16 protein-coding genes are annotated in these 19,667 nt (G+C 47.8%); 8 read left to right on the top strand and 8 right to left on the bottom strand.

Features of this window, described 5'->3' with window-relative positions:
* The first annotated feature begins 243 nt into the window (after positions 1 to 243).
* From EL633_RS01555 to EL633_RS01565, 3 genes are all read left to right on the top strand, one after another.
* Positions 244 to 1,989, top strand: a complete 1,746-nt coding sequence (locus tag EL633_RS01555; protein WP_126625514.1) for an ABC transporter ATP-binding protein — start codon at positions 244 to 246, stop codon at positions 1,987 to 1,989.
* The gene (locus EL633_RS01560; RefSeq protein ID WP_126625515.1) at positions 1,986 to 3,770 is read left to right on the top strand and encodes an ABC transporter ATP-binding protein; all 1,785 of its coding nucleotides are present in this window, start codon (positions 1,986 to 1,988) and stop codon (positions 3,768 to 3,770) included. The genes EL633_RS01555 and EL633_RS01560 overlap by 4 nt, the downstream gene beginning before the upstream one ends.
* 124 nt (positions 3,771 to 3,894) lie before the next feature.
* Complete coding sequence (locus EL633_RS01565; RefSeq protein ID WP_126625516.1) at positions 3,895 to 4,656, top strand: ferritin-like domain-containing protein; 762 nt, start codon at positions 3,895 to 3,897, stop codon at positions 4,654 to 4,656.
* Positions 4,657 to 4,802: 146 nt separating this feature from the next.
* Here the strand turns inward: EL633_RS01565 and EL633_RS01570 are convergent, their stop codons facing one another.
* Positions 4,803 to 5,435, bottom strand: coding sequence for a TetR/AcrR family transcriptional regulator (locus tag EL633_RS01570; RefSeq protein WP_126625517.1), 633 nt, complete (start codon positions 5,433 to 5,435; stop codon positions 4,803 to 4,805).
* Positions 5,436 to 5,643: 208 nt separating this feature from the next.
* On the opposite strand from EL633_RS01570, the gene EL633_RS01575 reads away from it, so the two are divergent.
* Positions 5,644 to 6,204 carry an acyl-CoA thioesterase gene (locus EL633_RS01575; RefSeq protein ID WP_126625518.1) on the top strand — a complete coding sequence of 187 codons (561 nt, stop codon included), beginning with the start codon at positions 5,644 to 5,646 and terminating at the stop codon, positions 6,202 to 6,204.
* A gap of 64 nt (positions 6,205 to 6,268) precedes the next feature.
* Here the strand turns inward: EL633_RS01575 and bcp are convergent, their stop codons facing one another.
* Both bcp and EL633_RS01585 read right to left on the bottom strand, forming a co-directional pair.
* Entirely contained in the window at positions 6,269 to 6,766 is a 498-nt protein-coding gene (gene bcp / locus EL633_RS01580; RefSeq protein ID WP_126625519.1) for a thioredoxin-dependent thiol peroxidase, read from the bottom strand.
* A 171-nt stretch (positions 6,767 to 6,937) separates the two neighbouring features.
* On the bottom strand, positions 6,938 to 8,227 hold the full coding sequence (locus tag EL633_RS01585; RefSeq protein WP_126625520.1) for an MFS transporter: 1,290 nt from the start codon (positions 8,225 to 8,227) through the stop codon (positions 6,938 to 6,940).
* Between the two features lie 568 nt (positions 8,228 to 8,795).
* On the opposite strand from EL633_RS01585, the gene EL633_RS01590 reads away from it, so the two are divergent.
* On the top strand, positions 8,796 to 9,086 hold the full coding sequence (locus tag EL633_RS01590) for a DUF1330 domain-containing protein (RefSeq protein WP_126625521.1): 291 nt from the start codon (positions 8,796 to 8,798) through the stop codon (positions 9,084 to 9,086).
* A gap of 130 nt (positions 9,087 to 9,216) precedes the next feature.
* Here EL633_RS01590 and nadA read toward each other — a convergent pair whose 3' ends face one another.
* The 5 genes from nadA to EL633_RS01615 form a co-directional block, all read right to left on the bottom strand.
* A complete protein-coding gene (gene nadA, locus EL633_RS01595; RefSeq protein ID WP_126625522.1) occupies positions 9,217 to 10,401 on the bottom strand; it encodes a quinolinate synthase NadA in 1,185 nt (394 codons plus the stop codon).
* A gap of 24 nt (positions 10,402 to 10,425) precedes the next feature.
* Entirely contained in the window at positions 10,426 to 11,268 is an 843-nt protein-coding gene (gene nadC / locus EL633_RS01600; RefSeq protein ID WP_126625523.1) for a carboxylating nicotinate-nucleotide diphosphorylase, read from the bottom strand.
* Positions 11,250 to 12,929, bottom strand: a complete 1,680-nt coding sequence (gene nadB, locus EL633_RS01605; protein ID WP_126625524.1) for an L-aspartate oxidase — start codon at positions 12,927 to 12,929, stop codon at positions 11,250 to 11,252. Before nadB ends, nadC begins: the two co-directional genes overlap by 19 nt.
* Positions 12,930 to 13,257: 328 nt before the next feature.
* Positions 13,258 to 14,319 (bottom strand): sodium:calcium antiporter, encoded by a 1,062-nt coding sequence (locus EL633_RS01610; protein ID WP_126625525.1) that lies wholly within the window; start codon positions 14,317 to 14,319, stop codon positions 13,258 to 13,260.
* Between the two features lie 195 nt (positions 14,320 to 14,514).
* Complete coding sequence (locus EL633_RS01615) at positions 14,515 to 15,711, bottom strand: ROK family protein (protein WP_126625526.1); 1,197 nt, start codon at positions 15,709 to 15,711, stop codon at positions 14,515 to 14,517.
* Positions 15,712 to 16,216: 505 nt separating this feature from the next.
* On the opposite strand from EL633_RS01615, the gene EL633_RS01620 reads away from it, so the two are divergent.
* The 3 genes from EL633_RS01620 to EL633_RS01630 all read left to right on the top strand — a co-directional run bounded on the left by EL633_RS01620 (position 16,217) and on the right by EL633_RS01630 (position 19,666).
* Positions 16,217 to 17,515 carry an ABC transporter substrate-binding protein gene (locus EL633_RS01620; protein WP_126625527.1) on the top strand — a complete coding sequence of 433 codons (1,299 nt, stop codon included), beginning with the start codon at positions 16,217 to 16,219 and terminating at the stop codon, positions 17,513 to 17,515.
* Positions 17,516 to 17,752: 237 nt separating this feature from the next.
* On the top strand, positions 17,753 to 18,712 hold the full coding sequence (locus tag EL633_RS01625; protein WP_371865551.1) for a carbohydrate ABC transporter permease: 960 nt from the start codon (positions 17,753 to 17,755) through the stop codon (positions 18,710 to 18,712).
* 63 nt (positions 18,713 to 18,775) lie between these two features.
* Entirely contained in the window at positions 18,776 to 19,666 is an 891-nt protein-coding gene (locus EL633_RS01630) for a carbohydrate ABC transporter permease (protein ID WP_126625529.1), read from the top strand.
* Position 19,667: the final 1 nt, after the last annotated feature.

A 19,667-nucleotide genomic window follows, 5' to 3' on the forward strand; every position in this document is an offset into this window, starting at 1 on the left:
CCCGCGGGACGACACTCCCACGCCCACAGTCGTACTATGCCTTTTTGCTGGAACTTTTTCATTAAACCCCTGCTAAACATTTAGTTACGACCGCTTAACACGACTGTGGACAACCCGATTCATGTCCATGGTTTTTTTATGTCTGCTTTCAGACCTCATTGTTTACAAATCCAAAAAGTCATGGCATAACCCACGCCTTTTTGTTGCCTGTTATAGTATTGCTGCTCACTGAAAGGAGCCCTTATGCGCATTCCACTCAAAGATTATCGGGATCTTTTATGGCGCTATCTCTCACCTCAACGTATCCGTGTCCTCCTGTTGGGATTATTATTATGCGTTGAAATAGTTTTACAGCTCGTTAACCCACAATTTTTGCGCATGTTTATTGATTCCGTCACCTCCAAAGGGCCACAACCATCATTAATGGGGATCGCGATACTCTTTATTGTGGTCGCAATTCTTCAACAGCTCACCACGATTGCAGCCACGTATATCAGTGAAATAGTTGGTTGGCGAGCCACAAATGCCCTGAGGGCTGATCTGGCGCTCCACCTGGTAAAGCTGGATATGTCTTTTCATAAAGTCCATACGCCCGGCGAGCTCATCGAAAGGGTAGATGGAGATGTTACCAATCTGGCAAATTTCTTCTCTCAGTTTGTTATCAAGATTCTGGGCGGCCTACTGCTCTTAATCGGGATCCTGGTGGTGCTCTGGTACACAGAATGGCATGTTGGATTGGCCCTGAGCCTGTTTGCGCTTGTCGCCCTGGTCGTAATCAACAGCGCCCGAAGCATTGCGGTAAAACCCTGGAAGGCCTTTCGACAGGTAAGTGCTGAACTGTTTGGCTTTTTAGAGGAGCGGCTACGTGGAACCGAGGATATTCGCTCCAGTGGTGCCCAGCCCTATATCATGCGACGACTTTTTATGCTTACGCGCGAGCGCCTCATCACAGGCCGACAGGCACGTATCCTCTCTTCGATTCCATGGAGCTTCCCCGTTCTGTTTTTCGCGCTCGGCAACATCATCGCCTTTGCTCTAATTGCCTGGCTTTATAGTAGCAAAAGCATTAGTATTGGCCTCGCCTTTTTGATTTATTACTATACCCAGCAACTTTCGCAGCCCATTATGATGATCTCCAACCAATTAGATGATTTTCAAAAGGCCAGCGCAGGTATAGTGCGAGTGAATGAATTAATGGCGACCAAAAGCCAGTTGAAGGATAGCTCTGGCGCAACTCTGCCCGATGGCGCATTGAGCGTTGCATTTGAGCAGGTAAACTTTGGCTATGGGGCCGATGAGATGGTGCTAGAAGATCTTTCTTTCCAACTGCGACCTGGTGAGGTATTAGGACTACTCGGGCGCACCGGTAGTGGAAAAACCACAATCACACGGCTCCTCTTTCGTCTTTATGAGCCAGCTTCCGGTAGCGTTAAGCTGGGAGGGGTGGACCTGGCACAGGCCAGTCTGGCCGATATACGCCGCCATATTGGTATTGTGACCCAGGATGTGCAGCTCTTCCATGCGACGGTGCGCGACAATTTGACACTTTTTGATACTGGCATTGCGGACCAGCAAATTTTACAGGCACTCCAGGATCTGGGCCTGACCAGCTGGTATGACAAATTGGAGGATGGATTGGACACGATGCTGGCGGCTAATGGAGGTGGACTCTCCGCTGGTGAAGCCCAATTGCTGGCCTTCACACGCGTCTTCCTGCGCGATCCTGGTCTGATTATTCTGGATGAAGCCTCATCACGCCTGGATCCTTTTACCGAACAACTTATCGAACAGGCGGTAAGCAAACTACTTACTGGTAGAACCGGCATCATTATCGCGCATCGCCTGGGAACAGTAAAGCGCGCCGATAGCATTTTGATCATGGAATCTGGCCATATCGCTGAATATGGGAAGCGGGTAAGCTTACAGGAAGACACTCATTCCCGTTTCTCACAGCTGTTACTCACAGCTCAGGAAGAGGTACATGCATGAAAACCTGGCAATTTTTCCTGGCCCTGATACGCTTTCAGCCTCGCAACTATGTCTTGAACTGCCTGTCAATTACAGCAGTTCTGCTGTTTGAAATGATACCTGGACTGGTTGGTCGAGAGTTTTTTAATAATTTGACCGCCAGACCGGCAGTTGACATGGGTTTCTGGTGGCTGGTCGCACTTTTGCTCGGCGCGGTTGCTGGACGCATTGCTGGCGTGGTAGGTTGCCAATTCACCAATTCGCCATTTATCCTTTGCAATACTGCCCTGCTGCAAAAAAATATCCTATCACGCATCCTGCAATTGCCGGGGGCACACGCCCTGCCAGCTTCATCAGGAGAGGCTATTAGCCGTTTGCGCGATGATGTAGATGAAAATGCCGTCTTCTTGATGGCGTTTAATGACCTGATCGGCTTCGCTAGCTTTGCAGTCATTGCCTTGATTATCATGCTCAAAATCAATCCAATAATTACAGTGGCCATTTTCTTGCCATTAGTAGCTATCACGGCAGCTGTAAATATTGCCAGCGTTCAAATCAAAAAGCGGCGTGACGAAAATCGTCGGGCCACCGGTGACGTAACTGGCTTCCTTGGTGAACTCTTTGGCGCAGTCCAGGCCATCCAGATTGCCAATGCCGAAGAGCAAGCAATCCACCATTTTAAAGGACTCAACCAGAAGCGTATGGATATGACTGTACGCGATCGCATTTTTGATCAGGTTATGCAATCCTTTTTCGCCAACACCGTCAGCCTGGGTACAGGTATGATCTTGCTATTAGCAGGACAATCTATTCATACAGGAACCTTTACCATTGGTGACTTTGCACTCTTCGTGTACTACCTTGGCTGGATTACTGAGTTCACAACCTACTTTGGCCAGGTCCTGACCCGTTATAAACAGGCAGGAGTTTCCGTAGAGCGCATGTTAACCTTGCTCAAAGGCGCACCGCCCCAGACATTAGTTCAACCCGGCCAGATCTATACAAAAGGTCCTTTTCCTGAGGTACCAGAGATCCTGAATATTGGGGAAGATCGACTCCAATATCTGACAACGCAAGATCTGACCTATCATTATCCTGACAGCCAGCACGGTATTGAAGAGATAGATCTAAGCCTGGAGCAGGGCACATTTACAGTGATTACGGGACGCATTGGAGCGGGCAAAACCACCCTGCTGCAGACGTTACTAGGCCTTTTGCCCAGGGAAAAAGGCAACATTTATTGGAATGGGAATATTATCAAAGCGCCAGATACGTTCTTTATTCCACCACATAGCGCGTACACGTCACAGGTGCCCCACCTCTTCAGCGATAGTTTGCGCGACAACATCCTGCTAGGATTGCCTGAAGATCAGGAGAGGACACGGGAGGCGCTACGCCTGGCGGTACTCGAAGCCGATGTCACTGAAATGGCAGAGGGATTGGACACCATGGTCGGACCAAAAGGCGTACGACTTTCCGGTGGACAGATCCAACGCTCGGCGGCAGCCCGCATGTTTGTGCGACCGGCCAGTTTGCTGGTGGTAGATGATTTATCCAGCGCCCTGGACGTTGAAACTGAAAGCTTACTCTGGCAACGCATCTTCGCCCAAAAAGATCGTACAGTGCTGGCCGTCTCACATCGCCGGGCCGCCCTGCGTCAAGCCGATCAGATCATTGTGCTTAAAGACGGCAAAATTGAGGCCCGTGGAAAACTCGCGGACCTACTCGTACATAGCAATGAAATGCAGCACCTCTGGCATGGACAGAGTAATGCACTTCAGGACAAAGAGCTCCCAATCTAAGCACTGGCAACAGATACGTATTCGACATTTTAGCGCTTGTTTATGCTAGTAGTGAGGTTAGCAAATCGCTAATCTCACTACCAGGATTTTTCTAATCCTTCTTGAGAAAGGAAATACGTATCTCATGAGTACAAATGACGATCGGTCGCTCGATAATGCTAAATCTACCTTACTTGAAATGATTTCTGCTCAACGCGCACGACGTACTGTTCTCAAAGGAGCCGTAGCCAGTCTGGCTTCTTTTACTGCTTTAGGAACAGGCGCATTCATTGATACAGAAGCAGTATTTGCGGATGGCTCGCGCACAAAGCTCCAGAAAATCCTAGATACTCTTGTGACAGTTGAACAACTGGCTGTTACTACCTATAATAATGCCTTCACCGGTGCGGCGGCACTGGGAATCACTGGCGATAATCTGACACATCTACAGACAGCCCTTATAGAAGAGCAGATTCATGAACTCTTCCTCGAATCGTTGGGCGCACAAACACTTTCCAGTTCATTCAGTTATCCAAATGGCGCACAAACCTTTACTGATCTCGCAACCTTTATCGATACACAACAGGCTCTGGAAAATGCCTTCAATTCCGCCTACCTGGCTGCTAGCGTCGAGGCAGCAAAACTCAATGCTTATCGGTTAGCACAGATCTTTGGCCAGATGGCCTGTATTGAAGCAGAGCACCGTGTGCTGGGACGTGTTATCGCTGGCGCACAACCAGCCAACAACTACGCTTATGCACCCATTCTGGTGAAAAGCGTTGCCGATACAATAGACCTGTTAACCACTGCTGGCTTCCTTGCACCGGCTACGGGTAATACCTATACCTATGGACAGGTCAGCACCAGCCTGCCTAATATTGAATATCGCATGCCTTTTACTGTCTAGCAGGCGCATGATAGCGCCGCTATCAGGATGCTAACACATGTCGACACTCGCTACCCACCCATATACCCACGAGTGCGCGACCTGTCCCTCCCTCATGGATGGTTGTGGGTAACGCTGACAACGAACAGCATCACCACCATCCATGCCTATCCACCTTGCTCTGTCTGATCACCTTGATGATAAAGGTACGCCATAGCTCCATCAAGCGGTAGCGTATAATCAGAACATAACGCGCGTAAGATGAATGCGCTATATTGATCAACCAACTGCACAAAGGTCAGAGCATCACTGGCCGTAAACCACTGATGAGTCCACTGCAAAGCCGACAAAACAAACAAACAGGCGAGTAAAGTATCTGGCACATTGAAGATGCCTTCCTTCACTCCGGCATCGATCACACGATAGAAGTACGCATCGTAAGTCTCACGCATTGACTGTACTTCCTGACGATGGATATCATCCAGCAATGTCCAATCGCGTAAGAACACCAGTACATAATCTTTATCCTGAGACACCAATTCCAGGTGACGATAAATCAATAAGTGGAGTTGTTCGGCAGGCGAGATACTACGTGGGACCGTTCGCGCCTGACTTAGAAACAGACGCGCGACGCGACTGACAATATGCCAGAGCATATCTTCTTTTGAGCCTAACAATGCATGGACATGTGCCTCGCTTAAATCTAGCGTGCGCGCAATATCACGCATTGAAGTACTCCGATATCCATTATCACCAAACAGATTGACTACCAATGACCATTGTTCATCTTTTGTACGCATAGCACCCACCTCTCAACATCCAACCTGACATATATGTTTTTAAGACATCCTGCTAAAGAAATACCATGCTCTCGACAAAAAAGCGGAAAGGGTACAACAAAGAGTGGCAACAAACCCAGATACTTTTAGCTAGCTACCTTGTTAGCAGCAAAAGAATGCAGTATAGTTATGGGCGTAACAACAACCATTTCCAAGAGATGAGAAAAAAATGAATCCATTTGATAGAATATTTAACCGCTACCGCAATTTTCCTGATGTGGATGTGAGCCAGGGGCGCAGCATCGCCTACTCGCGCAGTACTACACGGCGTATGATGGAACTCATTGACGCCAATGGACATGGCAATGTCCATGGTGGAGTCATCATGAGAATGGTTGATGAGGCGGCTGCTATCGTAGCCATCAAGCATAGTCAAAGTCCCACCGTCGTCACAGCCCGCGTTGAGCGCTTCGACTTTCTAGCGCCCGCCTTTATTGGTGATGTCGTCTCAGTCAACTGCACAATGCATTATGTCGGACGCAGCAGTATGGAGGTCGGCGTAGAAGTTACTGCCGAGGACCTGATCAATCGAGAGATACGGAAGATCGCGAGCAGCTATGTGATCTACGTGGCGTTAGATGAGAATCGCAAACCAAGGCCTGTACCCCCACTCCTGGCAGAGAATGAAGAAGAAGCAAAAATTATCGAGTATGCACGCCAACGTCGTCTGCGTCGCCAGAAAATTGACGAAGAATTTAAACAACTACAAGAAACAAATGACGCTCAATAACAGTAAAAAAACGACACTCCACTTTGTAGTGGAGTGTCGTTGCCCTTATTTTGGAGCACGAAATTTAAAGGTGCAGTGACTCAACGGTGTCAAGTACCTCTTGCGCATGTCCCTCTGCCTTAACCTTCGGCCAGATTTTGCGTACAACACCCTCTTTGTCGATCAAGAACGTCTCACGATTCACACCCATGAACTTTTTGCCATACATATTACGCTCTTTCCAGACTCCGTAAAGCTGTGATACGGTGGTATCCGTATCAGCCAGCAGAGGAAAGGATAAACCATATTTAGCGGCAAATTTTTGATGTGAAGCGATATTATCAGCACTTACACCCAGCACAACAATGCCACGTTTCTGCATCTCGTGATCAGCATCACGGAACGAACATGCTTCCGCGGTACAGCCCGGGGTATCATCTTTTGGATAGAAATAAAGCACCACATTATGGCCTTTAAGATCTTCCAGATGAACCTTACCATCCTTAACAATCTCTTCATTACCAACGGCTGGCAAAGTAAAATCGGGAGCAGACTGCTGCTCCTGGATTTCTTTCTCACTCATAGAAACACCTCTTCATATTACAATAGAGCCTGAAACGCGCTGAAAGATTCTGGCGAAAAAGCATTTCGGGCAATAGTTCCCGATCTGACCTTTCATGCATAGAAACAGGATATCACAAAATTCTATTCCAATTCAGGCTCTCATTGCGTAGAAGTGGGGAACTATTACAATTTACTGCACAATTTCTTCCGGGGACTTGATCTGCTCAATACGGCCCAGCAAGAAAACGAAACAGAAAATGCCAATCACCAGGATGGCACCCGCAATCAAGAAGTTAGCTGCGAATGAGTTCGTTTTATCAATCACCAGGCCAGCAACAATAGGAGCTGCAATACCAGAAAGGTTACCCAACATATTCATAATACTTCCCACTGAACCAACCGTTCCTTTGGGAGCAATAATACTTGGAATACTCCAGGCCACAGGAGCCGCAAAGGCCAGGCCACCAATAGCGATACTAATCCAGATTGTAGCCACAACGGCGTCGGTAGTAAATGCAGCCCCGATTACCGCCAATCCAAGCAACATACCAATCGTCACTATCGATTTACGAACTTTAGTGGGATCATAACCTCGACGAATCAAAGCATCTACGAGTATACCACCAATAACAATGTCCGTGATCGTAGCGACAATCCAGGGAACAATCGTGTACCAGCCACTCTTCAGGACCGACATATGCAAAGATTTTTGTAGATATCCAGGTAACCAGGTGAGGAACAGGTAGAAAGAATAGTTATAGGCCGCAAAGCCGAGGCTGAGTCCCCAGACCTTAGGCTGGCGCAACAGAAAACCAAAATTCGCCAGAGCATTGGTAGGAGCAACTTGCTCAGGCTGCGCTCCCCCTTCGACAATATAGCGATGCTCTTTCTCAGAAAGCGCCTTTGATTCACTGGGATCGCGATAAGCAATCCAATAGATGATTGCGTAGACCACGTTGATTACGCCTGCAACCAGAAAGGCCGCTCTCCATCCATGACCTGCCACGACAAAGGCCATTAATGGCGCACCAATTACAGAAGAGAACTTGGCGGCAGCATCAAAAGTTGAAGTAGCCAGACCACGCTCCTTGATGGGGAACCAGTAACCAGTTGCTTTAGAGGCACCAGGAAAGACTGGCGCTTCACCAATACCAAGTAAGATACGGGATAGTAAGATCAAGCCAAATCCACTTACAAGACCTGTCATAAACGTAGCTAAAGCCCAGATAATACTTCCAATACGATTAAGCCAACGTACCCCAAACCGGTCCAACCAGGCACCAACGGGAAGTTGCAAAATAGCATAGCTCCAAAGGAACGAAGAAAGAATCAAACCAGTTTCAAAATTAGAGAGCCCAAGCTCTTTTTCAAGTGGAGATAGCGCGACCGAGATATTCACACGGTCCAGGTAATTAACAATAATCCCTAAGCTCAATAAGCCCGCAATACCCCAACGCACATTCCCAACACGCTCTTCCATAGTAAATTAACCTCCAATATATACCCATCAATGGGTACCTTCACTGTAGCACAAATAACTCAACACTACAATGTGACTATTCAACAAAAAGAGCAATCGCAAAAACCTGAAACAAAGTCAATATTATACAAATAATACTATAATTTCAGGCAAATCATCTGCGCTATACTATAAAATCATCATAGTTTCTACTTATTTTCTTGTAAGCTTAGAAAATAAGTAGAAACTATGAAATAGCATCTTTTTCTAACACGTATTCCTCTTAAGAGAAGATACTTTGTGCTAGCAAGCCGATCAAAATTTTCCCTTTGGCACCTGCAGCGTCAGATTGTGAGTGTGAATTATGTTGAGGGCGCGGCTGCAGCCGCGCCCTCAACATAATTCACATTCAAAAAGACACCTATATCATCTATTGCTCCTGATATCACAGCGACCTCTGGGCAACTATGAAAAAGTCTGGTTGTTGTGCTACACACTGACATTGACAGGAGCTTGATGGTCCATTATGCTTGAAGAATAGTGGCTACGGGCTCACATCCAACGCGTAATAAAGAAAGCAGAGGAACTGATGGCAGCATATTTTATAGTTGATATTAAAGTAACCAATCCACAACTATATGATGAGTATCGCAACCAGGTGGGAGCAACCCTCCAAAAATATGGGGGCAAATTCATTGTGCGTGGTGGTCAAACTGAAGTAATTGAGGGTGTGTGGCCGATACAACGTCTGGTTATACTGGAATTTGATGATGCAGAACACTTCAAGCGCTGGTATCATTCTCCTGAATATACGAAGATACGCGCCATCCGCATGGAGGCATCAGAAGGCCGGGCTATGCTGGTACAAGGTGTTGAGTAGAGTCGGGTCTGTCAATGCCTATAGCATCGACAGACTTAGGGTGTGAGGTTGCAGAAAAGTGTCGGCTGAGCCGACACTTTTCTGCAACCTCACACCCTAAATTTTTTCTATTTGTATTTCTCTACACACATCACGCCAGATCAAGCATACGCTGTAGAGCGACGCGCGCCCAATGCGTAATCTCCTCATCAACACGGACCTGGTTGATCACATTATCGTCCAGCAGTCCTTCCAGCACCCAGGCTACGTAAGCAGGATGGATACGATACATAGTTGAGCAAGGACAGACAATCGGATCAAGGCAGAAAATGAATTTATCGGGATTTTCCTGGGCCAGACGGTGTACCAGGTTAATCTCGGTAGCGACAGCCCATTGACTACCAGCCGGAGCTTTCTCGATCTGCTCAATGATATACTCGGTCGAACCATAGAGGTCAGCGGCTTCGACAACTTCCTGCCGACATTCTGGGTGCACGAGAACATTGATACCAGGATAATCGGCACGCGCTTTCTCGATCTGCTCGACATTAAAACGCATATGGGTCGAACAATGGCCTTTCCACAAGATGATTTTAGAATTGGCAAGTACTTCTTCAGCGTCATCAAAAGCCATTGGATCTTTAGGATCCCAGACCACCATCTGCTCCGCATCAATACCATAATGCGTGGCTGTATTACGACCAAGGTGCTGATCAGGGAAGAAAAGGACACGCTTTCCTTGCTTGAAAGCCCAGTCGATAACTTTGGGAGCATTCGAAGAGGTACAGACAATGCCACCGTTAGCACCACAAAAAGCTTTCAAGTTGGCCGCCGAGTTCATGTAAGTGACTGGAATAATGCCAGCATCATCTCCCAGCGTTTCGTGTAACAGCTCCCAGCATTCCTCAACCTCAGCAATATTGGCCATATCTGCCATTGAACAGCCAGCGGCTGGATTAGGCAGGATCACTTTCTGGTGAGGAGCACTCAAGATATCCGCGCTTTCCGCCATAAAGTGTACACCACAGAACACAATATAATCGGCATTTGGGCGCTGGGAGGCTAATTGTGCCAGCTTAAATGAATCACCACGATAGTCAGCATACTTAATAATTTCGTCACGCTGATAATGATGTCCTAGAATTACCAGGCGCTCGCCAAGAGCCTCGCGAGCCGCAGCAATACGCCGATCTAACTCCTCTCCCCCCATCTCAGCATAAAACAAAGGGATAGCATCAATACGTTTTGAGACATCATAACGGGCGCGTTTCTGAGGACTGAGCAATGGTAGAACATGCGTCTCCTGGCTCACTGCACACTCGGATTTAATCGCCATGGTTTTGCTCCTTAAAAAAGTGCTTTATGCGAACTCTAGAGAGATATCAAAGTTGGGCGCGGAATGCGTCAGGGCACCGAGCGAGATAAAATCTACTCCTGTAGCCGCAACCGCGGCTAAACGCTCGGTATCGGTACCAATATTGCCTGAGGCTTCGATCAGGATCCGAGGATCTTCTTCACGGATAACCTCGACTGCCTGGCGCATCTGTGCTAGCGTCATATTGTCTAACAGAATCACATCCGCACCAGCCACTATTGCTGTGCGTACCTCATCCAGCACCTCGCACTCTACTTCAATTTTGAGGAGATGGGGCGCAGAGCGACGTGCAGCCGCCACAGCCTCAGCAATACCGCCAGCGGCTTTGATATGGTTATCTTTAATCAACACCCCATCACTTAAGCCAAAACGATGATTTTGTCCACCGCCCAGTTGAACCGCCATTTTCTCCAGCGCCCGCAGTCCGGGTGTCGTCTTGCGCGTATCCAGGATACGAGTTTGTGTTCCAGCTAAAGCTTGTGCGCAATGTGCGGTTAGCGTGGCGATACCCGAAAGCCGGCCCAGAAAATTGAGTGCCACACGTTCAGCGCTCAGCACCGCACGGGAAGGCCCCTTCAACAGCAACAGGTCCTGATTCGCCTCTACGGACGCCCCATCTTTTACTAATTGCTGTACTTGAACACGTTCATCTACCTGATGAAAGACTTCTACAGCGACTGCAATACCAGCGACCACGCCAGGCTTACGTGCCAGAATACGAGCCTCAGACCACTGCTCCTCAGGTACTGTACTCAACGTCGTAATATCAGCAAACGCACCATCTTCTTCCAACGCCTGCTTGATCAAATCTACCGGCAGTTTATACATGAAATCGCCTCCTTCTGCTGGACCATTGATCCATAAGGATCAATGCGCAGAGGCACAAAAGCTAGATGTCGGGCGGCCAGATCTTGATCGGTGAATTGATAATCCAGACGCCAGTGGCTGCCTCGGCTCTCGCGGCGCTCAAGGGCCGCAGTAATTACCAGTTCAGACACAAGCAACATATTCAACGTTTCCAGGAAATGTATATCCAGACCTTCTTGTGACTGTAATGCTGAACGCAATTCACGTATCTGCTGTTTTGCCACCAGAAGCCCCTCATGATCTCTACCCAGAGAGACATATTGCCACATTAACTGTCGAACCTGACGAGTAACCTGTGCTGTTGACAGTTTGTTCGTTAAACTCGATGACGAAATGGATTCGAGAGCATCATCATAAGTAAAGAACCGAGAAGAGCGCTCCAGGGAAGAGGATTTCACGCTCTCAGATCGGCCTGCCTGCGCAAGATGATCAGCAATCCGAATACCATAGACCAGACCTTCAAGCAACGAATTACTGGCCAGACGATTTGCTCCGTGGACACCAGTACAGGAAACTTCACCAACTGCATACAGTCCATCAACAGTCGTGCGTCCATAAGTATCAACCAGGACACCACCCATACAATAATGAGCCGCAGGTGCAACCGGCAAAAGATCTTTTGTTAGATCCAGGCCGTATTGTTGACAGAAGGCGGAAATCGTAGGAAAGCGCGCATGCATCTTCTCAGATGGCAGATGACGTAGATCCAGATACTGGTAATCGGTCTTTTCCGTCAGCATCTCATTCAAGATCGCGCGTGCCACCACATCCCGAGGAGCCAGCTCCTCCTGAGGACTATACCGAGGCATAAAACGTTCACCCGCATGATTGCGAAGATATGCGCCTTCACCACGCACCGCCTCAGAGATCAAATGCGAAGAACCACCAGCAACCAGGACGGTTGGATGAAATTGCATAAATTCAAGGTCCGTTAATGCCGCGCCAGCCCGCCAGGCCAATGCCAGACCATCAGCTGTCGCGCCCGCTGGATTCGAAGTATGGAGCCAGAGTCCGCCCGCTCCTCCACTCGCCAGCACCACAGACGACGCATAAAGATCAAAGGACTCACCATTACAGCGTGTCGCATGTAAACCCGCACAGCGACCATCGCGTAACAATATATTTTGAACAAAGGTCTCTTCGTATAACTCAATTGAAGAACGCGCCTGTACAGCAACCAGCAAAGCACGTTCAATTTCTGCGCCCGTCGCATCACCGCCAGCATGTAAGACACGCCAGCGACAATGGGCACCCTCGCGGCCTAACAGCAGCCCATCAGGTGTCGTATGAGCATCTTCTCCAGCCTGGGCGCGATCGAACTGGACACCCATTTCGATCAACCAGCGCACCGATGCAGGAGCCTGCTCAACCAGGATACGCACCGCATCCTCATCACACAATCCAGCGCCAGCAGCCAATGTATCTTGCAAATGAAGTTCAGGGCTATCATCATCCCCCAACGCCACCGCAAGGCCACCCTGTGCATAACGCGTATTACTCTCACCAAGCTTCCCCTTGGTAAAAAGAGCCACACGCACATGCTCAGGCAATCGTAACGCCACTGAGAGTCCCGCGATGCCGCCACCAATGATCGCAACATCAAACGGTTGGCAGTGAGTCATGCCTTATTCTCCTTCGAATAAGTGTAACTTGTACACTTACGACTCAGACAAAAAAGAAAAGGTGTGTTTTTTACACTAACAGCCTTTTCATAAGAGTGTACACGGTTTTTTTGCGTTTGTCCAGCCCTTTTATGAGGGAAACAATGCCGCCTGCCTGGTTCTTTTAACAGCATGATTGTCTATCTTTGTCTGACAAAATCTAAGCGATATGCTGTCAGAAGTGATGCACTTCCATATTGCTACGCTCTAGAATGGAGAAGAGTACGTTCTTATCTGGTAGGAGCGTCGCTCTTCCCCATAGACACGGAAAACGGAAGTAGTGAACGGTTTATCTACTGATGGCGATCAGCCCTACGACAGCGATAGCATATACAATGAGGACGGCTACGGAATCAATGCCCAGGCGTTGAAAAACCTGTTTGCGGCGGCGGAAGATCAGTCCATAGATGTATATGGCGGTGAGCAGACAGCCAAGGCCGGCAAGATAGATGTCGCTTTTTTGGGCCTGGGGAAGTACTGATTTGCCTGAAAGAAGGTCCGCGAGTAAAAACAGGACAGGCAGGAAGGCATTGCCACCAAAGATATCACTAAATGCCAGTTCATAATCACCAATCCAGGTAGATTGAAGACCAGTAGAAATTTCTGGCAGAGCAGTTGCCGCAGCCAGAAAGGTCGCTCCAAATAGGACACCACTGAGTCCCGTATCTTTGGCGATGGCATCACCACTAAATTCCAGCACAGCACCTGCGATGAGGGTAACAAGGGAGGCCAGCGCAAAAATGAAGATAGCACGACCTACATGCTGCTGTTTCTTTTTAGTTTGTTGCTTTTTAGCATGGCTATCCTTTTCAGATGAGCTATCAGCAGGCTGTTCCTTCACTTGCCAGGGAAGGTCTTTGCGAGCTTTATTTAATAGCCATACTCCTACGATCCAGGAAATGGCAATGATGAGGGCCGATGGTGACATGCGTAGAAAAGCAACTCCCTGGGGCAGTTGTGTACCCATAATTGCCAGGACAAGGATGGCAATGACCAGTACACCCTCCAAAACCAATTCGATTGAAGAGGCAAGGTGCGAAAGAGCATCCTTCTTTTTGGCGCCAAAGACATCCAGCGCCACAAGTACAACAGTCTGAATGGCAACTCCACCCAGAATATTGCCGGTGGCAATGTCTAGATTATGGGAAGCACTCGCGGTGGCGGTAATAGCAATTTCAGGCAGATTTGTGGCGAGCGCCAGAAAAATCAGACCACCAAGGGCCTCGCCAAAACCAAAATGATCAGACAAAACATCGGTTGAATTAGATAATTGGACTCCAGAAAACCAGACGGCTACCGCGGCAATCAGAAAAATGGCAAATAGCACAAATAATGGTAACGATTGAAACATGGATATTCCTTCCCTCACGTGCATAGCGAGTATAGAGGCTGAAATTTGACACTCTATAGAAGAAATGTCTTTTTCTTCTATACGCGAATCCCAGCAGCAGCGATACATGCTTATCTATAACGAGAGGAAGGCCTATCCTGGAAATAGTGCAAGGCCCCTACTGATACGTACCATGTACCTGTAGAGGCCGCTCGGTTAAAATTGTTTGGGTGAAGAAAAAAAATCTTGTAGCACCAGACAGCCTGCGCCACGTGCCCAGGACTCAATAGTCGTACTCTTTTCACAAATAATGCTTAAATCTTTTCCCAGCTGAGAGAAGATATGCTGCTGCAAAGCAGTGTGCATCGAAGGTGAAAGTAGCTCTAATAGTTCCTCTGCATCATTGCTGATAATGATGCATTCTGGATTAAAAAGGTTAACCAGGCTGGCTATCCCATTGCCTAAATAGGTTCCCGTCAATTCAAAGACTTTACGGGCGATTGGATCGTTTTGACAGGCTAACTTAATCAATTCTGGAAGTGAGATATCTTTATCCGGATCCACGTTGGTACGTAGTTCTCGATATGTAGCTAGCATTCCATAATCAGAGACATATGCCTCCAGACAACCTCGATTCCCGCATTCGCAGAGACGACCATGGAGGTCAAAGGGAATATGCCCAAACTCCGCACCCAGGCCCTGTGAGCCACGAAATGGCAGATCGCGAATAATCGCCGCCATGCCCAGTCCTCGTCCTACCGTCACTAGCAGAAAATCATGATACATTTGCCCACTGCGAAAAAGTTTTTCATAGGAGATCATGCAATTTACCGAGTTGTCCACGAAAACGGGCCAGTCGAAGTGTGCGCGCAAGGGTGTCCCCACAACAACGTTATGCCAGTTTAGGATCCAACTATCCACAACCGTTCCATCTTGTACATTGACACAACCAGAGACACCACAGCCTAAGCCTATAATCTTTTCACGGGGAACCGCGGTGGCCACAATAAATGCTTCCACATTTTTGATAATGATAGCCGTGGCAGATTCTGGATGATGGCGGAATTGCGTCAAATATGTTTCTGTTGCGACAATTTCTCCATGCAAATTTAGCAATACTACCATCAGCTCATATTCGCGAATCTCGATACCAATCACATATCCTCCATCAGGATATATTTCCAATAACTCAGCCTTGCGACCCCCTGTTGATTGTGTCTCTCCCGTCTCTACAATGAGTTGTTGTTCAATGAGATTCGCAGTCATGCCAAAAATCGTACCTTGACTTAAACCAGACAGGCGCTTGAGTTCCGTTCTAGATATAGGCGCATGCACACGAATTAAATTGAGCAGAGTATTCCGATTGATCTTCTGCATCATTTTACGATCCACCGGTGGAACATGCCGATACATAGTTTAATCCTTTGCTTACAGTAACCAAAATACGTGCTGGACCATCGTACGTTACTATACATACCAATGATGAATCAGCTCCATCTTTATAATGTCTGTTTTATCATTGACAAAAAGAAGTATAAATGTTATGCTAGTTTTTGACAAGTGGGCACGGAATATTGGTAATATAGCGACTTGTCAGGCGAAAAGTTAGCACGAGCAAACCAATGTAACACACCAGATCAACACCGATTACTGGTCGTGGTAAGTCACCTGAGAGCTTCCTCGATGGACTATATCCATCACAATGCTCTTTTAAAAACAGAAGAAGTCTCGCATCATTGTTACAAAGAAGTATGTTGTCTTATTCATTGGGGTTTAAGATGACATCACTTTTATTTATCTTCCATAAAGTATTGCGTCTCATCTATAGACACATGCATATTTTATGGTGACTTTGAACTTCTACTATTTTTTAACTTTAGGTAATACATGGTTGTATTACAAGGCAAGGAGACTAACAATGGGTCAGAGCCAATTCCTTCCTACATCACTCACGCGACGTCGCTTCCTTCAATATTCCGGTGGACTGGCCATGAGCGGTTCGCTCTTAGCGGCCTGCGCAGGCACTGGAACAACAACTCCAGGCACATCAACCAACAACAGCGTACCTTCCCTCACCCAGTGGTATCACGTATATGGAGAAAAAGGTACTCATGAGGCGGTGCTCAAATACGCCAAGGACTATACTAAAGCTAATGTCAAAGTCAGCTGGGTACCAGGGGTTGGCGACGAATATGGATCCAAAGTACGCGCGGCACTGCTTGGATCAACTCCACCTGATGTCTTCGAGCTTCCGGGACCCACAGTCGACCAGGTCAAAGCCGGCTTGATCGCTCCACTGGACGACATCATTGATAGCGTAAAAAGCGATTTCCTGCCAGCTTCACTCAAACCATTGACGATTAATGGACATGTTTATGCCATCAAAATGATTAACGATCCGGTCTTCGTCTACTATCGCAAGAGTATGTTCAAGAAGGCCAATATTACAGATACCCCGAAGACACTAGATGAGTTTATCAGCGTTGCGAAAAAATTGTCCAGTGGCACCGTTAAAGGTATCTATGTTGGTCCTGATGGCGGTGTGGATGCCTTCCACCAGATCGCAGGTTGGGCCTCCGGCGGCGATTTCATTTCGGATGATAAGAAAATTATCTTTAACACCGATCGCGTGGCGGCAGCCTATGAGAAACTGCATACACTCTATACTTCGGGTGCGCTACTGCCGGATGCTCCAGACTTCTGGTGGAACTCTGCTCCATTCAAAAATGGTAGTGTGGCAATGCAATGGTGCGGCCTATGGGCGATGCCGGAGATCAAAGCAGCACTGGGCGATGATTTTGGGATCTTCCCATTCCCTGCATTAGATGCGCAAAGCAAACCAGCAACCGCAGATGGCGGTTGGGCAGAAATGGTTTCGGCCAAAGGGAAAAATGTTGATGCGGCTAAGGCCTATGTCAAAGCACTCTGGATCGATAATGCCGCGGTACAGAAAGATTGGAACGTAGCGTATGGCTTCCACGTTCCAGCGCGCGTCAGCATTTCAACAGAAACGGATAAGCTCAAAACGGCCCCCGCTTCAGATGCGGTGGATATCCTGAACAAGTATGGTCATTCAATGACACCATACTGGGATTCCACGATGGAGACCGCGCTCGTGGAAGCCGTGACCAACATCATCAAAAAAGGAGCTAAGGGCAAGGCAGAGTTGGATAAAGCAGCGGATAAGTGTAACACCGAACTGCAAAAGCTCGTCTAAGCCATCATCCTCAGTCCTTACATTGAAAGTGTCTACAAGCCACAAGTCTTGCAGCCTTTCAACCGTTGTGGAAGGAACCTCTGCATAAAGTCGTTCCTTCCCTCCTCTTTCCTTTAGTGGCACAACATATGAACCACCCAAAACGCTCATGAATATGGAGTCGGCATCCAATATGTAGCGCAACATAGACAAGGTGCCGCCATAACTAGTGTAAAAAAGGTTGCATCAATGAAGTCCCTGAGTACCCCTTCTAATTCAGAGGTTCTGACTGCCCGCAATGAAAAAAAAGAGAGTGTGCAGAGAACAAGACGGCAACACCGCAGAAATGCGCTGGCCTTCTGGAGCTTCGTCGGTCCACTTATACTCGGTCTGACAGTTTTCTTCTATGCTCCTATCATCTGGGCATTCATTCTGAGCTTCGCAAATGCACGTGCGACGGTTACGCCAACTACCTTTGTTGGCCTACAAAACTATGTTGAGATGCTCAGTGATACCACATTTACCGGCACACTGGGAACCTTCACAATTTTTGCCATTTTTATTGTACCCACGACCTTTATTTTCGCCCTGGCACTGGCGTTATTGGTGAATAGTGTTAAATTTGGACAGGGCTTTTTTCGCTCAGTTTTCTTTCTACCAACCGCCTGTTCTTATGTTCTGGCCTCAACCGTCTGGCGTGCCAGCCTTTTCCAGGGTACCTTTTATGGTATCGCCAATCGTGTGCTGTATCTCGTAGGTATTGAACCAATTGCCTGGACATCCAGTCCAAGCCCCCCATGGTTCTGGCTGGTCCTGGTAACGGTTCGCCTGTGGTTACAGGTGGGCATTTATATGATCATCTTCATTGCTGGACTACAGGATATTCCACGCGAGCTGTATGAGGCCGCATATGTAGATGGTGCCAGTCGAGGTTGGCAAACCTTCCGCTCAATCACCTTCCCACTCCTGCGCAACGCGTCTATTTCTGTACTTCTGCTCAACATCATCGCTGCATTCCAGGCCTTCGATGAATTCTTCAACATCCTGTTTGGTGGAAACTCTAACCTCGCGCGTCCTCCATTAATCTACCTGTATCAGGTGGCCTTAAACAATCAGGATTATGGACGTGGTAGCGCAGGCGCGATTATCCTGACGATTATCATCTTAGTCTTTACCCTCATTCAAGGCAGGTTCCTGGGCTTTGGTCGACGCGACTGATTGTCTAGATAGTAAGAAGTACATTATCTGTAACAGGCACCTGTAGAAAAAAGGAATGATATCATGGCAACCCTTGCTTCTTATCCAAGGAAAAGGACAACACAACCCACACAACCACATTTGTCGTCCAGTAAGGTCGTCAGTGCCATCGTGCGCTATACCATCTTAGTAATTCTGGCGTTCCTGTTTATCTTGCCCTTCTACATTATGCTGCGCAATGGGCTGATGACGGAGGCACAGGTAACATCGCCAACCTCACCGTTAATCCCAACGGAACTGCATTTCGAGAATATAACAGAACTCTTTAGTGATCCAGAGGTGCCATTCGTCGATGGCCTCATCAACTCAACCATAATCTCGGTCCTGCAAACGATTGGACAAATCCTGATCTGTATGATGGCCGGCTACGGATTGGCCCGCATTCCTTACCGTTGGTCGGATGGCATTTTCTACTCAATATTGGTTACCCTGATGATCCCATTTGCCGTTATCTTTGTTCCGGTGTATGTGATCGTCTCCTATCTTCACTGGGTGAATACACTGCAAGGCCTGGTGGTACCAGGTATTTTTAGTGGTTTTACTACCTTCCTGTTCCGCCAATTTTTCCTCAGCTTCCCACATGAACTGGAAGAGGCTGGACGCGTCGATGGACTGGGCTACTGGGGCATCTTCTGGCGTATTGTGATTCCTAATTCAACCGGCATCATTGCCGCCCTCAGTGTCATTACCTTTATCGCCGGCTGGAATGCCTTCCTCTGGCCATTGGTCATTGGACAGGATCCTTCGGCCTGGACGATTCAGATCGTCATTTCAAATTTCTTGAACTCGCAGAACGTCAATCTCCACGAGCTTTTCTTAAGTACCGTCATTGCGATCCTGCCATTGGTGGTCATCTTCTTCTTCCTACAGCGCTTCATTGTAGAAGGCTATAAACAAAGTGGACTCAAAGGTTAGA

Origin of the sequence: Dictyobacter alpinus (assembly GCF_003967575.1) — a bacterium.
In the GTDB taxonomy this organism is placed as follows: Bacteria; Chloroflexota; Ktedonobacteria; order Ktedonobacterales; family Ktedonobacteraceae; genus Dictyobacter; species Dictyobacter alpinus.